We start from the raw sequence: 14,460 nt of genomic DNA, 5'->3' as shown, positions 1-14,460 counted from the left end.
GTTCGGGTCTTATGCGGATAAGCTTATGCAGCCCAAGGCATGCGGGCTGGCGCGGCATTTTCGCAAATATCCGGATTTGCCTGTTTCAACGAGCTGTCAGCTCGGCTGATAATGAAGCGACCAGCAATTAGTTACATGGCCCAGCGAGTTTTCATCAAGGTGGTCGGTTTTTCGGACGAGGAGCGCCACGCCCTCAATACCGTATTCCGCCTGTCCGAGCAGTGCCTGACCATGTACCAGCTCTGGACGCCGGTGGCGCCGGAGCCGCCCCGCGTCGCCTTGCTGGACGGCCAGAGCTGGGAGGCGCGGGTCGAGGCCGAATCCCCGCTGCACCGCGACCTGCGCCTGCTGTGGGTCGGGGCCAATCCCCCGGCCACCATCTGGCGGGCCTTCCCGCGGCCGCTGCCCTGGCCGGACGTGATCGAGGCACTGGACCAGATGTTCGCGCCGGAAGCGGGGATCGACGTCGACCTCGCCCAGGGTCCCGACTCCGTCATGTCGCAGAAGCAGGCCCTGATCATCAGTGCCAACCGGGACCAGCGCCTGTACCTGCGGGCCCGCCTGGCGCTCGCCCGCCTCACGCTGGCCGACGAGGCTGAAACGGGCGCCCAGGCGCTGGAACTGGCCCGCGGCAAGAAGTACGACCTGGCCCTCGTCGACTGCAGCCTGCCCGACATCGACGCCTGGGCGCTGCTGCGGCAGTTGCGCCAGGGCCCCCACGCGATCGTGCACGTGGCCATGACGCAGGCCGAGCGCAGCGTGCCCGAGCGCCTGCGCGCCTGGCTGGGCGGGGCGGACGCCCTGCTGGAGAACCCGCCGCACCCCGGCCGGCTCGACGCCTGGCTCAGCCGGATCGAGCTCGGTCCTGCCTCCTGACATCGAGGGCCTGGGCCAGCCGCGCCTCCAGCGGCAGCGGCTCGCCATGCAGGCGCGCCGCCACCAGCTCGGCGCAGAGAGCCGCGAAGGTCAGGCCGCGCGAGCCCATCGCGGTGCTCACCCACAGGCCAGGCTCCAGTTCGCCGGCCAGCGGGCGGCGGTCCGTCGAAGCGCAGCGCACGCCGCTCCAGGAGCGGGTCTCGCGCCGCTGCAGCGCCCCTTCGACCGCCTGGGCGGCGCGCGGCAGCACCCGGCGCACGCGTTGAAGGTTGGCGGCATCGTCCTCGCGGCGCAGGGATTCGTCCGCATCGCCGCGGCCATAGGTGGAGCCGGTGATCCAGGCGTCGCGTTCGAGCAGCGGCACGCGCGGCAGGAAGTGGCCGTTGCCGTTGACCGGAAAGGGCGGCAGCAGCGCTGCGTCGTCGCCATGCGGCCCCCAGGTGACCTGGCCGCGCACCGGGTTGAGCTGGAGGCGGTTGTCCAGCAGCGCAGCGCTTTCGTGCGCGGCCGCCACCACGACCAGCGCCGCCTGGGCCATCGTCTCGCCCGCGGCATTCTCCAGGCGCCAGCCTTCGCCGTGCCGCACGATGCGCGCCACCTTGCGGCCGCCGCAAAAGCGCACGCCGGGCGCGCGCAGCCAGGAGCGCACGAGGGCCGCCGGCTCGATCCAGCCCGCGTTGTCGTGCCACCACGCGGGCTGCGCGGGATCCATGCCCGCGGCGCGCTTCTGCGCTTCGGACGCTTCGCGGCTCCAGGGTTCCAGCGCCTCGCCGAGCGCGGGCAGGGGCCGGCGATCGTCGCCGCGCCATTCCAGCACGCCGGTGCGCCGCCACTCGAGGCCGTCGGCCAGCCGCTCCTGCGCCTCCTGCAGCGTGATGCGCACGCCGGCGCGCGACAGGCGCGACAGCAGGTTGTCGTCCGGCGACTGGTGCGGCGCGAGCAGGCCCGCGGGGAGGTCGGATGCGCCCGTCGCCGGCCCGGCCGCCGTGTCGAACACACGCACCGTCCAGCCCCGGCGCGCGAGGCTGGCCGCCACCGCGGCGCCCGAGAGGCCGCCGCCGATCACGATGCACTCGTCGGGATCGGTGTCCTGCTGCGCCTGGAGGCCCTTCACCTCCCAATCCGGGTCGTAGCGGGCCGACAGGCAGTCGCGCTTGGGCGGCAGGCCGGCGCGCCGGTCCACCTTCCAGCCGCAGGATTGCAGGTCGCGCCGCAGGTGTCCCGCGACCGACCAGGTGCCCAGGGCCGTCCCGCGATGGCACAGGCGCGTGACGGCCTTGAGCGTGTCGAGGCTCCACATCTGCGGATTGCGCTCGGGGTCGAAGCCGTCGAGGAACACGGCGTCGGCGCGGAAGGACTGCTCGCGCAGCATGGGCGCGACGTCGCCCACGCACAGCGTGAGCAGCACCCGCCCCTCGGCGAAGGAGAAGCGATGGAAGCCGGGCGTGAGGCCCTGCCATCGGGCGGCCAGTTCCTCCGCGAGCGGGAGGAGGCCGGCCTCGTTGCGGGCGCTGCGCAGCAGGTCGTCGGCGGCCACCGGAAACGCCTCGATCGAGGCAAAGTGCAGGACGCGTGGCCGCTGCGGATCCTGCATCCACGCGAGCCAGGTCGCGAGGAAGTTGAGGCCGAGGCCGAAGCCGGTCTCCAGCACGCGCCACTGCGCGCGCCCGGCCCACGCCGCGGGCACGCCGCAGCCTTGCAGGAACACGTGGCGGGCCTGCGCGAGGCCGCCGGTCGCGGAGCGATAGATGTCGTCGAAGCGCGGGCTGCGCGGCGTGCCGTCGTCGTCCCAGGCGACGACTTCGGTCATGGACTTACTCGCTCGGCGGGACGTATCCCGCGGCCGCGTCTGCGCCGCTGCCGAAGAAATGATTCTCCATCTGGCGCTTGAGGTACTCGCGCGCGCGCTGGTCCGCGAGGTTCAGGCGGTTCTCGTTGACCAGCATGGTCTGGTGCTTGAGCCACTGCTGCCAGGCGTCCTTGCTGACGTTCTCGTAGATGCGCTTGCCCAGTTCGCCGGGGTAGGGCGGGAAGTCGAGGCCCTCGGCCTCTCGGCCCAGTTTGATGCAGTGGACGGTGCGTGCCATGTGAGGCTCTCTTCGTATTTGCTAATGCGGATATGCAACCAAGAACTCTGTCGTTCGCGGTGCGCGCGCCGGCTTCCAGAATGCGCCCATCCACAACGAGAGCGCCCCCATGAGCCTTCGCCGCGACTTTATCAAGATTCCGTTCGCCCTCGCCGCGGCGGCGGCGCTGGGCCTCACCGGCCTGCCGACGCTGGCGCAGCCGCTGCAGCTGCTGAACGTCTCCTACGACCCCACGCGCGAGCTGTACGTGGAGTTCAACCAGGCCTTCGCGAAGTACTGGAAGGGCAGGACCGGGCAGGACGTGCAGGTCAAGCAGTCGCACGGTGGCTCGGGCAAGCAGGCGCGCTCGGTGATCGACGGCCTGGAGGCCGACGTGGTGACGCTGGGCCTCGGCGGCGACATCGATGCCCTCGTGGCCCACGGCGGCTGGGTGGCCAGGGACTGGCAGCAGCGCCTGCCGCACAACGCCTCGCCGTACGCCTCCACCATCGTGCTGGTGGTGCGCAAGGGCAACCCGAAGAACATCCGCGACTGGGACGACCTGGTGCGCCCGGGCGTGTCCGTGATCACGCCGAACCCGAAGACCTCGGGCGGCGCGCGCTGGAACTACCTCGCCGCCTGGGAGTACGGCAAGCGCAAGTTCGGCGGCGACGCCCGCGCGAAGGACTTCGTCGCCCGCATCTTCGCCAACGTGCCGGTACTGGACACGGGTGCGCGCGGAGCGACCATCACCTTCGCCCAGCGCAACCAGGGCGACGTGCTGATCGCGTGGGAAAACGAGGCCTGGCTGCTGAGCAAGGAATTCGGCGGCAAGGTCGACATCGTGTACCCGACGCTGTCGATCCTCGCCGAGCCGCCGGTGGCCGTGGTGGACCGCAACGTGGACAGGCGCGGCACGCGCGCCATCGCCCAGGAGTACCTGAAGTACCTCTACACCGAGGAAGGGCAGGACATCATCGGCAAGAACTTCTACCGGCCCGCGGTTTCGAAGGCGGCGCAGGCGAAGTACGCGAAGCAGTTCCCCAAGCTGAACCTGTTCACGATCGGCGAGGCCTTCGGCGGCTGGGCGAAGGCGGACCAGGAGCACTTCGCGGACGGCGCCAGCTTCGACCAGGTCTTCACGCGCAAGTAGCGGCGAGAAAAGCCCGAACAGCCGGACGCAGAGGACGCGAAGGGTACGCAGAGAACGCAAAGGACATCCGATGATGGATGTCTTCTTTTGCGTTCTCTGCGTACCCTTTGCGCTCTCTGCGTCCGGCTGTCGGGTTTCTGGTGACGTTCAGGCGCGGATGGCGGCCTTGCCTTCGTTCGCCGCTTCGGTCACGTGCGCGTGGATGTCGCCCTCGGCGGACGCCAGGCCCGCGGCCTTGGCGGCGTCGCCCATCGCCATGCCTTCGGCGCGCACGAAGCGCACGTCGGTCACGCCGAAGAAGCCCAGGACGGTGCGCAGGTAGCTCTCCTGGTGGTCCATCTGCGGCGCGCCGGCATAGGCACCGCCGCGGGTGGAGGCCACGATCACGGTCTTGCCGCCGGCCAGGCCCACGGGGCCGGTCTCGGTGTACTTGAAGGTGCGGCCGGCCTGCGCGACGCGGTCGATCCAGGCCTTCAGCTGGCTGGGGATGCTGAAGTTGTACATGGGCGCGCCGAGCACGACGACGTCGGCGGCGAGGAACTGGCTCACCAGCTTCTCGGACACGGCGTTCTCGCGCTTCTGCGCTTCGGTCAGCGCCGCGGCGTCCAGTCCGAGGCGAAAGCCCAGCGAGTCGACGTTCAGGTGGCTCGGCGCATCCGCGGCGAGGTCCAGGTATTCGACGACGGTCCCGGCGTGGGCGGATTGCCACTGGGCCACGATCCGGCGCGTCAGTTCGCGCGAGACGGAGTGGGCGCCCAGCGGGCTCGAATCGATGTGCAGCAGTTTCATGGCATCTCCTGGGGGTAGGGGCCGTGAGGGGAGCGGCCCGAGAAGATGATTGTGCGGATGGATCGATTCCTTGATAAGACGGCAATTCCGGGTTAGATTGTTCCATCCATAGGACGATCCATGCAGGACCTCAACGACATGCTGTTCTTCGCCGAGGTGGTGGACCGCGGCGGCTTCGCGGCGGCCGGCCGGGCGCTGAACCTGCCGAAGTCCAGGCTCTCGCGCCGGGTGGCGGACCTCGAAGGGCGGCTGGGCGTGCGCCTCCTGCACCGCACCACCCGCAAGCTGTCCCTGACGCCGGCCGGCGAGATCTACCACCGCCACTGCGTCGCCATGCGCGAACAGGCCGAGGCGGCGGAGGAAGCCGTGGTCCACGTGCAGACGGAGCCGCGCGGCACCGTGCGCATGACGTGCCCCGTCACGCTCGCGCAGACCACGATCGGCCCGCTGCTTCCGCGCTTCCTCGCCGTCCACCCCCAGGTGCGCATCGACATGCAGGTCACCAACCGCGTGGTCGACCTGGTGCAGGAGGGCGTGGACGTGGCGCTGCGCGTGCGCTCCAACCTGGACGACAGCGGCACGCTGGTGATCAAGAACCTGGGCCAGACGCACGGCGTGCTGGTGGCCAGCCCGCAGCTGCTGCAGCGTTTCGGCGCGACCAGGGCCCCGGAGGAACTGCAGCACCTGCCCACCGTCGCCATGTCGGCCGCCGACGGGCGCGCCGCCATGCACCTGCTCGGGCCGCGCGGGGCGGAGTTCGAGCTGCAGCACCGGCCGGTCTACACCGCCGACGACCTCATGACGCTCAAATACGCCGTGCTGCAGGGCGTGGGCATGTGCGTGCTGCCGGACTACCTGTCCCGCGCGGAGATGCAGCGCGGCGAACTGGCCGCGGTGCTCCCGGGCTGGGAGCCGCGCACGGCTATGGTGCTGGCGGTCTATCCCTCGCGGCGGGGAATGGTGCCTGCGGTGCGCCGCCTGCTCGATTTCCTCGGCGAGAACATGGTGGGCGAGCGGATCGTCGATCCGCAGCAAGGTGCGGACTCGTAGGCTGGCGGTGGAGCGAAGCGCAACCCCAGCGCTGGGGTCCCGGCGCTGTCGCGCGTCACCTTCCAGCCTACGTTGCCGTGAGCTCGCTCGCGGTGCCGCCGTTGGCCAGCAGCGCGGCGGCCCGGTAGACATCGATGTACTGCAGCGCGCTGTCTTCCCAGCCGAAGTCGCGCGCCATGCCGTTGGACTGGATGCGGCGCCACTGCTGCGGCTGCTTCCACGCCGCCAGCGCGCGCGCCAGCGCGTCCCCCAGGCCCGCGGCGTCGCAGGACTTCATGACGAAGCCGCTGCCGTGCGCCGGATCGGCCGTCGCGTCGGTCACGGAGTCGAGCAGGCCGCCCACCGGCGCCACGATCGGCGGCGTGCCGTAGGCCTGGCTGTACATCTGGTTCAGCCCGCAGGGTTCGAAGCGCGAAGGCATCAGGAAGGCGTCCGCGCCGGCCTCGATCAGGTGCGCCAGGCCCTCGTCGAAGCCGAGCGTGACCGCCACCTGGCGCGGATGCTTGCGGGCCGCTTCCGCCAGGGCGGCCTGCAGCTCCGGCACACCCTGGCCCAGCACCACGAGCTGGCCGCCGGCCTTCACGAGCGCCGGCAGCGCATCGAGCACGATGTCGATGCCCTTCTGCGCCGTCAGGCGGCTCACCACCGCGAACAGCGGTGCTGCCTTGTCCGCCGCCAGCCCCACGCGCTGCTGCAGCACCGCCTTGCACTGCGCCTTGCCCTCCAGCTCCTTGCGGCTGAAGCGTTGGGGCAGCAGCGCGTCCTGCGACGGGTCCCACAGCTTGCGGTCGATGCCGTTGAGGATGCCCCGCAGGCGCGAGGCGCGCGCGCGCAGGATGCCGTCGAAGCCCACGCCGTGCTCCGCGGTCTGGATCTCGCGCGCGTAGGTCGGGCTCACGGTGGTGATCGCATCGGCGAACTGGATGCCGGCCTTGAGCATCGACAGGTCGCCCCAGAACTCCACGCCCTCCATCCCGCGCCAGGGATGCGGGATGCCCAGCGCGTCGGCCTCGCCCATGGGGAACACGCCCTGGAAGGCGAGGTTGTGGATGGTGAGGATGCCGGCCGCCGTCGGCTCGTGCGGCGCGATCATGCGCGACTGCGCCAGGTACAGCGGCGCGAGGCCGGTGGGCCAGTCGTTCGCGTGCACCACGTCGGCCGTCCAGCCGCGCAGCGGCGAATGCACCGTGCCGAGCTGCGCCGCCACCCGCGAGAGCAGGCCGAAGCGCATCGCGTTGTCCAGGTAGTCGCGGCCGCTGGCATCGACATACGGGCCGCCGGGCCGCTGGTACAGCGCGGGGCAGGCGAGCAGCAGCAGCGTGACGCCGTTGGCGATCTTCACCGGCACGAGCTGCGCCGCCGGCCAGTGGCTGTAGGGGGGCAGGTCCACGCCGTCGCCGATCTCGCCGCTGACCTTCATGCCGCGGTAGGCCGGCATCAGCAGGTGCACGTCGTGCCCCAGTTGCGCCAGCATCGCCGGCAGGGCGGCGCTGACGTCGCCCAGGCCGCCCGTCTTCACGTACGGGGCGCACTCCGGCGTCGCGAACAGGATCTTCATGCTCCCTCCTCCGCTTGCGCCACCAGCACCGCGAACGGCAGCCCGCCGGCGCCGGCGAACACGTCGCGCAGGGCGATGGTGGCCTCATCGGTGCCCACCACGGCGCAGTCTTCGCCGGTGAGCCAGTTGCGCCAGCGGCGAAAGCGCCGGATGCCGCCTTCGCTGCCGACGCGCAGCAGCGTCTCCTCCCACAGCGCGGGTGACCAGTTGCCGTCGTCGCCGCCGCAAAGGGTGCAGGTCAGGCGCGCGGCCACCACCAGCACGGCATGGCCGTCGCAGATGCGCGCGAACGCCAGCGCATGTTCCTCCGCCGGGCCCTCCACGTCCAGGTGCACGTAGCTGCCCTGGCGGAACAGCTCGCTGTGCTGGCGCCGCAGCGCCAGCAGGCGCCAGGTCGCAAGCTGCTTGATGCGGCCGTCGCCGGCGTTCGCGTGCAGCGTGTCCCAGTGCTCCGCCATCGGCCAGCCCTGGCGATACAAGGCCTGGAGCGCTTCCAGCGAGCCGGCCAGGCCCGGGTAATCGACCGGGCGGCGGTTGTCCGGATCGACCAGGCTGAAGTTCCATTGCTCGCAGCCCTGGTACACGTCGGGCACGCCGGGGCAGGTGAACTTCAGCGCCAGCTGCGCCAGGCTGTTGCGAAAGCCGAAGGGCGCGATCCGTGCAGCGAACTTCTGCAGTTCGTCGGCGAAGGGATTGGCGCCCGGGCGCAGCACGCCGTCGATGTAGCGTTCCAGCGCGGTTTCGTATTCCTCGTCGGGGCAGACCCAGGTGGTGTGCAGCTTGGCCTCGCGCACGGCTTTCTTCATGTAGGCCTGCACGCGATCGCGCAAGTCGGCGCGCTCCAGGTCGTCGGGGGTGCGGGCCGGCCACAGCCCCGCCAGCGTCTGGAACAGCAGCCAGATGTCGTTGGTGGACGGCAGGTTGCCCTTGGGCGTGCGCGTGACATAGAGCTGCGCCCATTGCGACAGCCGCAGCAGGCAGTCCTCCCACTGCGCGGGCAGCTCCGAGAGCACGTTGATGCGCGCGCGCAGGTCCTCGCCGCGCTTGCTGTCATGGGTGGAGGTCCCGAGCAGGCAGTGGGGGCGGTCGCGCTGGCGCTTCTGGTTGGCGAAATGGAAGGCCGAAACCGACACGCCGAAGCTGCGCGGCTCGCTGCCCACTTCGTTGAGCGACAGCAGCGGCACGTAGCGGTAGAACGCCGTGTCCTCCATCGCCTTGGCGGTGACGGGCGCGGTGAACTGCTGCCACCGCGCCAGGAAGCGCTGCCGCTCCTCGCGCGGCATGTTCCGGGCCTCGCCTTCGCCCAGCAGCACTTCGCGCAGGTGTTCCAGCACCGTCGTCTCCGCGGGCCCCAGCCGCCGCTGCGCGCTGGCGATGGCCCAGTCGAGATGCCGGCGGTCCATGGCGCTGGCGGGCTCGTCCACGCGCAGGTAGGTGCGGTAGACCGGGAAGGCCGCCGCCACTTCGGCCATGGCCCAGCGCAGGCGGTTGCGGGTGAAGTCGCAACGGCGCCGGTTGCCGCGCGTGAGCCGGTGCAGCGCGTGCGCCAGCCAGTTCAGCTCCGAGTACAGCGAGGTCTCGATGATCAGCTTCTTGCACTCGTACAGGACCTCTTCGAACTCGGTGTCCTGCCCCGTGAAGGCCTGGTAGGCGGCGACGATCGCGTTCTCGTTGCGCGATTCCACGAACACGCCATTGAGCAGGGTGCCGAAGCGGTAGCCGGTGTCGCCGTGCACCGGCCACGTCTCCGGCAGCGACTCGTGTTCGGCCTGGATCTTCTCCACCACGAGGTAGAGCGCGCGCGGCTGGTGGCCGCCGACCTCCGCCTGCGCGACGTAGCGGGCCTGCAGCTGCTCGAAGTACGCCTGCGGGTCGGACAGCCCGTCGGGATGGTCGATGCGCAGGCCCGAGAGCAGGCCGTCCTGCAGCCAGTGCAGCACCTTGCGATGCGTGGCGTCGAACACCTCGGGCCGCTCCATGCGCAGCGCCGCCAGCGTGTTGACGTCGAAGAAGCGGCGGTAATTGACGTCGTCGCCGGCCACGCGCCAGTCGGCCAGCCGGTAGGCCTGGCCCGCGATCAGCTGCTCCAGCGCGTCGAAGCTGGCCGCGTCGCCTGGCTGGCCGTTGAGGCGCTGCACGCACGCTTCGATCCAGCGCGCCAGCCACTCGTGGCGCGTGGCCAGGCGGGCGAGCTGGCGCTTGTAGACGCCGCTGTCGCGCACGCGCGCGCGCCGCACTTCGGCATCGGGATCGTCGCGCGGAGCCAGCCGGCCGAAGGAGTCCAGCAGCGCCGCCACCACCGCATGGCTGTCGCCTTCGCTGTCGTCGTGGGCGGGCGGCGCGGGCAGGGCAGCGAAGATCTGCGGATAGCTGCCGGGATCGATCGGGAAGCGGTGCGCCCAGTAGCGCAGGCCGAACTCGCCCGCCTCCGGGTCGAAGTGGAGCTGGATCTCGCCGGCTTCCAGCACGCGGCCGAAGTGGTCGCCCAGCACCGGCAGCAGCACGCGGCCCGCCATCTCCGGCTGCGCGGGCTTCCACTCGATGTCGAAGGTCTCCGCATGCGGCGAGGCGCGGCCATGTTCCAGCACGTCCAGCCACCAGCCGTTGTCGGCCTCGAGCACGCCCATGTGGTTGGGCACGATGTCCAGGATCTGGCCCATGCCGCTGCGGCGCAGGCCCTGGCACAGGCGCGCGTGGGCGCGTTCGTCGCCGACCTCTGGGTTGAGCTCGCCGTGGTCCACGATGTCGTAGCCGTGCGTGCTGCCGGGGCGCGCGCGCAGGTAGGGCGAGCTGTACAGGTGGCTCACCCCCAGCGCCTGCAGGTAGGGGATCGCCCGGGTGATGTCCTCGAAGGTGCAGCCCTTGTGGAACTGCACGCGGTAGGTGCCGCACGGGATGCTCGCAGTGTCGAGCGAGGGCAGCTCCAGGGGCGCTTCGTCGAGCGGCTGCGGGCCGCTGCGTTCGGCGCGCAGGACGGCGGCGAGCGAGGCCCAGCGCGCGTCGCTGGCCAGGCCCTCGACCGTGATCGACAGCTTGCGGCGCCAGTTGGGAAACCGGTCCTCGGTCGTGCCGGGCACGTTGACCTGCAGCAGTTGCCCGGTCACGTCCTCCAGCTGCACGCCCACCAGCCAGCAGGGCGTGCGGGCGAGGTAGGCATAGACCCCGTCGACGAGCGCCTGCGTGGCATCGGGCAGCGAGGTCGGCTGCACCGAGCTGCCCGCAGGCAGCAGTTCCTCGCGCTGCAGGGCCAGCAGCAGCCGCGCGCGGTCCTGCGCGCGCGAGAGCACGTGCTGCTCGTGGGCCGACTCGTCGGGATAGAGCTGCAGCCTTGCCGCCAGCTCGATGTCCTCGCCGAGCCAGAAGCCGCGCAGCGTGGGCAGGTCGTGCGTGCTGACCACCGCCAGTGCCTTGGGCTGCCACTGCGAGGGCCGGCGGAAGCTGCCGTCCTCCTCGCGCTCGAACAGCAGCGGCTTGTACGAGAGGAGGTTGCCCTCGCGCATGTGCTCGCGCATGCGCGGGGCGACGTTGCCCAGGTCCTCGCCGATCACCATGCACTGGTGGCGCTGGCTTTCCAGGGCCAGCACGCCCATCAGGTCCTCCAGCGGGTACTCGACGTAGGTGCCGCCGTCGGGGCCGGTCCAGAACAGGCGCATCAGCGCCATCACGTGGTCCAGGCGCAGCGCGCCGCTGTGCCGCATGTTGGCGCGCAGCGTGTCGATGAAGGGCTGCAGGCGGGCCTGCTTCAGGCGCTGCGGGCTCCAGGGCGGCAGGCCCCAGTCCTGCCCCGTGGGCGCGAGCGGGTCGGGCGGCGCGCCGGCGTGCATGCCGTGCGCGAACATGTCGTGCTCGACCCAGGTCTCGGCGCCGCCGCCGTTGACGCCCACGGCGAGGTCGCAATACAGCCCGATGCCCATGCCGCGGGTGCGCGCGTAGCGCTGGCAGGATTCGAGCTGCACTTCGGCCAGCCACTGCAGCCAGAAGCGGTAACGCACCTCGGAGGCGTGTTCCTGCGCGAAGGCGCGCACCGCGGCGCCGTGCGGATCGCGCCAGGCTTCGGGCCAGGCGGGCCAGCCCCACACGTTGGCGTCCTGCGCGAACAGGTGGTCCTGCAGTGCCTCGAACAGCGCATGGCGGCCCAGCGTGTGCTCGCGCTCGCGCATGTAGGCGAGGAAATGCGCGCCGCGCGAGCGGTCCTTGTCCAGCTCGTGGCGCTCGAAGTGGCGCCACAGGATGCGCAGCACTTCGTTCTTCGCCGCCGCGACGCCGGGATAGTCCACCATCTCGGCTTCGCGCAGCGCCCGCAACCGGTCCTGGAAGGGCTCGGACTGCACCTTCTGCACCGCCTCCTCGCAGCCGCCCAGGTCCACCAGCGTCTGCACGTCGAGGTAGATCGGGTTGAGCGCCTTGCGGCTGGAGGGGCTGTAGGGGCTGGCCGCCGCGGGGTTGTGCGGGAAGAGGGCGTGCAACGGGCTCAGGCCGATGAAGGAGGCGCCCTGGTGCGCCGCCGCGTCGCACAGCCGCCGCAGGTCGCCGAAATCGCCGATGCCCCAGTTGCGCGAGGAGCGCAGCGCATAGAGCTGGATCGTGCAGCCCCACCAGCGCTCGCCCTGCTGCAGCCCGGGCGCGACGTGGCAGGCCCGGGGTGCGACCACCACGCGGCAGTGCTCGTGGGCAGGTGCGCCTTCGAGCGCGAGGCGGTAGTAGTCCGGCGCGAGTCCCTCGGGCAGCGCGATCGCCGCCTGCTGGTAGCTGCGCTGCAAGTCGCCCGTCGCGACCTCGCTGCCGTTGTCCTCGGGTGCGAGGTGCCAGCGCGCGCCGGTGCTCTCGTGGCTGCTCCAGCGCAGTTCGATGCGGCTGCCCTCGCGGGCGACGTGCATCGGCGGCAGTCCCAGGTACTGCGGCGCGCTCGTATGGCCCTCGCCGGTCATCGCGGCCACCGCGCGTTGCAGCACCGCCTCCGGGACGACCTCCTCCTTGCCCCAGAAGCCGTGGTAGCGGTCGGACACGCCCAGCCGGCGCGCCTGTTCCGCCAGCGAGGCGGACTCCGCCTCGAGGACGGAACTCATGGTGCCCCCACGCCTGTCACTTCGTGTACTGCGCTGCCCCCCGCGGGGGCCTTCGCGTCCTGGGACGGCCCGGCGACGGTCATAAGGTGATCTCCTCCCCGAGGGTCCAACGCGCCGACCACGCCGGCCAGGTCCCGCGCGGCGTGTCCGGCGGACAACGGTGCGCGAACACCAGCTGCGCTTCCACCGACCCCAGGTGCTGCGGTTCGACCTGCAATGTCTCCGGCCCCAGGTTCAGTTCCAGCGCCAGCATCCGCCCATCCGAATAGCGCCATTGCACGGCCAGGCCGCGTGCGCCGATGCGCTGCGACGAGTGCTTGCCGGTGAGCAGCAGCGGCTGCCGCGGCGTGATCCACTTGCGGCGGGCTGCCAGCGCGGCACGGACTTCCGCCAGGCGCTCGCGGCCGGCGGGCGTGCGCGCATGGGCCGGGTCGGGCCGGCTGGCGTCGAAGGTCTCGCTGCTGCAGGGATCGGGCAGGTCCGCCGCGCTCCCGTGGCCGAATTCGCGCCGGCGCCCTTCGCGCACCGCGCGGCGCAGTTCGCCTTCCCAGTCGGCGAAGTAGAGGAAGGGCTCGGGCGCGCCCCATTCCTCGCCGAAGAACAGCATCGGGATCGCCGGCGTGAGCAGCGCCAGCAGGGTGGGCAGCGCCGAGGCTTCGCGCGGCACGAGCTGCGCGAGCCGCTCGCCGCGTGCCCGGTTGCCGACCTGGTCGTGGTTGTGCGCGAAGTTCACCAGCGCCCACAGGGGCTGCGGCGGTGCCGCCTGCACGACTTCGCGCGCGCCGCCTTCCCTGCGCCTGGCGCCTTCGAAGAGCATGCCATGCGTGAGGCAGCGCGCCAGCAGGTCCATGGGTGCATCGCCGTAGTCGTGGTAGTAGCGCTGCGTCTCGCCGGTCAGCGCCACGTGCAGCACGTGATGGAAATCGTCGTTCCACTGGCCGTCGAAGCGGCCCGGCTGCGGCGCGGGCGCGAGGTGGACGTAGCCGTTGTCCTCGTTCTCCAGCACCAGGTGCACGTGGCGGCCGTGCGTGGCCTTGCGCACGCGGTCCGAGAGTTCCTGCAGCACGTGCATCGTGCTGTCGTCGTGGATCGCGTGCACCGCGTCGAGCCGCAGGCCGTCGAAGCGGAATTCCTGCACCCAGTAGAGCGCGTTGTGGATGAAGAACTCGCGCACCTGCGCGCTCTCGGGCCCGTCGAAGTTGATGGCCGCGCCCCACGGGCTGCCCCTGGTCTTCGAGAAGAAGCCCGGCGCATACAGGGGCAGGTAGTTGCCTTCGGGGCCGAAATGGTTGTAGACCACGTCCAGGAACACCATCAGCCCCAGGCGATGCGCCTGCTGCACGAAGTGCTTGAGCTCGTCGGGCGTGCCGTACGCATCGTGCGGCGCATAGGGCAGCACGCCGTCGTAGCCCCAGCCGAAGCGGCCGGCGAAGGCGGCCACCGGCATCAGCTCCACGGCGGTGATCCCGGTGTCCACCAGGTGCTGCAGGCGCTGCGCCGCGGCATCGAACGTTCCTTCGGGGGTGAAGGTGCCCACGTGCAGCTCGTACAGCACCGTGTCGTGCCAGGGCCGGCCGTTCCAGCCGCTGTCCCATTCGAACTGCCTGGGGTCGACCACGCAGCTCGGGCCATGCGGGCCTTCGGGGTTCTGGCGCGAAGCCGGGTCGGGGACGAGCTGCTTGCCGTCGATGCGCCAGTGGTACGGCGTGCCGGCGGTCGCATGCGACACGTGGCATTCCCACCAGCCCTCGGCGTCGGCTTCGGCCGGGTGCAGCTCGGGCGCCGCGCTGCCGCGGGCCAGCGCCACTTCGGCCATCCGTGCCGCCGGTGCCCACAGGCGGAAGGTGACGCCCCCCTTGTCCAGGCGGGCGCCGAAAGGCATGTCGTGTTGGCAGCGCACGG

General features: G+C 71.1%; 9 protein-coding genes. 3 read left to right on the top strand and 6 right to left on the bottom strand.

From position 1 onward, the window contains the following. Window positions 1-135 precede the first annotated feature (135 nt). Window positions 136-876: a response regulator gene (locus tag WG923_RS24740; protein ID WP_340353678.1), complete on the top strand. Its 741-nt coding sequence runs from the start codon at window positions 136-138 to the stop codon at window positions 874-876. On the opposite strand, the gene mnmC is transcribed toward WG923_RS24740, so the two are convergent. Both mnmC and WG923_RS24730 read right to left on the bottom strand, forming a co-directional pair. Further along, on the bottom strand, window positions 845-2,686 hold the full coding sequence (gene mnmC, locus WG923_RS24735; RefSeq protein ID WP_340353677.1) for an FAD-dependent 5-carboxymethylaminomethyl-2-thiouridine(34) oxidoreductase MnmC: 1,842 nt from the start codon (window positions 2,684-2,686) through the stop codon (window positions 845-847). The genes WG923_RS24740 and mnmC overlap by 32 nt on opposite strands. A 4-nt stretch (window positions 2,687-2,690) precedes the next feature. After that, window positions 2,691-2,963 carry an oxidative damage protection protein gene (locus tag WG923_RS24730; protein WP_340353676.1) on the bottom strand — a complete coding sequence of 91 codons (273 nt, stop codon included), beginning with the start codon at window positions 2,961-2,963 and terminating at the stop codon, window positions 2,691-2,693. A gap of 109 nt (window positions 2,964-3,072) precedes the next feature. On the opposite strand from WG923_RS24730, the gene WG923_RS24725 reads away from it, so the two are divergent. Then, window positions 3,073-4,095 (top strand): sulfate ABC transporter substrate-binding protein, encoded by a 1,023-nt coding sequence (locus WG923_RS24725; protein WP_340353675.1) that lies wholly within the window; start codon window positions 3,073-3,075, stop codon window positions 4,093-4,095. Window positions 4,096-4,242: 147 nt separating this feature from the next. On the opposite strand, the gene WG923_RS24720 is transcribed toward WG923_RS24725, so the two are convergent. Then, complete coding sequence (locus tag WG923_RS24720) at window positions 4,243-4,884, bottom strand: FMN-dependent NADH-azoreductase (protein WP_340353674.1); 642 nt, start codon at window positions 4,882-4,884, stop codon at window positions 4,243-4,245. Window positions 4,885-5,004: 120 nt separating this feature from the next. Here WG923_RS24720 and WG923_RS24715 point away from each other — a divergent pair, with 120 nt between their 5' ends. After that, window positions 5,005-5,934 (top strand): LysR substrate-binding domain-containing protein, encoded by a 930-nt coding sequence (locus tag WG923_RS24715; RefSeq protein ID WP_340353673.1) that lies wholly within the window; start codon window positions 5,005-5,007, stop codon window positions 5,932-5,934. A 67-nt stretch (window positions 5,935-6,001) separates the two neighbouring features. Here WG923_RS24715 and glgA read toward each other — a convergent pair whose 3' ends face one another. The 3 genes from glgA to treZ form a co-directional block, all read right to left on the bottom strand. Beyond that, entirely contained in the window at window positions 6,002-7,492 is a 1,491-nt protein-coding gene (glgA, locus tag WG923_RS24710; RefSeq protein ID WP_340353672.1) for a glycogen synthase GlgA, read from the bottom strand. Continuing rightward, the gene (locus tag WG923_RS24705) at window positions 7,489-12,558 is read right to left on the bottom strand and encodes a malto-oligosyltrehalose synthase (RefSeq protein ID WP_340353671.1); all 5,070 of its coding nucleotides are present in this window, start codon (window positions 12,556-12,558) and stop codon (window positions 7,489-7,491) included. Before WG923_RS24705 ends, glgA begins: the two co-directional genes overlap by 4 nt. A 79-nt stretch (window positions 12,559-12,637) precedes the next feature. Beyond that, on the bottom strand, window positions 12,638-14,458 hold the full coding sequence (gene treZ, locus WG923_RS24700) for a malto-oligosyltrehalose trehalohydrolase (protein WP_340353670.1): 1,821 nt from the start codon (window positions 14,456-14,458) through the stop codon (window positions 12,638-12,640). Window positions 14,459-14,460 lie beyond the last annotated feature (2 nt).

Origin of the sequence: Ramlibacter sp. AN1133 (genome assembly GCF_037890035.1) — a bacterium.
GTDB lineage: Bacteria > Pseudomonadota > Gammaproteobacteria > Burkholderiales > Burkholderiaceae_C > Ramlibacter.
The sequence above is the reverse complement of the archived record's forward strand: the minus strand, read 5'-3'. Positions and strand labels throughout refer to the sequence as shown.

Excerpts from the sequence above, each read along its gene's own strand:
- mnmC (WP_340353677.1), bottom strand. The coding sequence starts at position 2,686 with ATGACCGAAGTCGTCGCCTGGGACGACGACGGCACGCCGCGCAGCCCG.
- glgA (WP_340353672.1), bottom strand. The coding sequence starts at position 7,492 with ATGAAGATCCTGTTCGCGACGCCGGAGTGCGCCCCGTACGTGAAGACG.
- WG923_RS24705 (WP_340353671.1), bottom strand. The coding sequence starts at position 12,558 with ATGAGTTCCGTCCTCGAGGCGGAGTCCGCCTCGCTGGCGGAACAGGCG.
- WG923_RS24740 (WP_340353678.1), top strand. The coding sequence starts at position 136 with ATGGCCCAGCGAGTTTTCATCAAGGTGGTCGGTTTTTCGGACGAGGAG.
- WG923_RS24715 (WP_340353673.1), top strand. The coding sequence starts at position 5,005 with ATGCAGGACCTCAACGACATGCTGTTCTTCGCCGAGGTGGTGGACCGC.
- WG923_RS24725 (WP_340353675.1), top strand. The coding sequence starts at position 3,073 with ATGAGCCTTCGCCGCGACTTTATCAAGATTCCGTTCGCCCTCGCCGCG.
- WG923_RS24730 (WP_340353676.1), bottom strand. The coding sequence starts at position 2,963 with ATGGCACGCACCGTCCACTGCATCAAACTGGGCCGAGAGGCCGAGGGC.
- WG923_RS24720 (WP_340353674.1), bottom strand. The coding sequence starts at position 4,884 with ATGAAACTGCTGCACATCGATTCGAGCCCGCTGGGCGCCCACTCCGTC.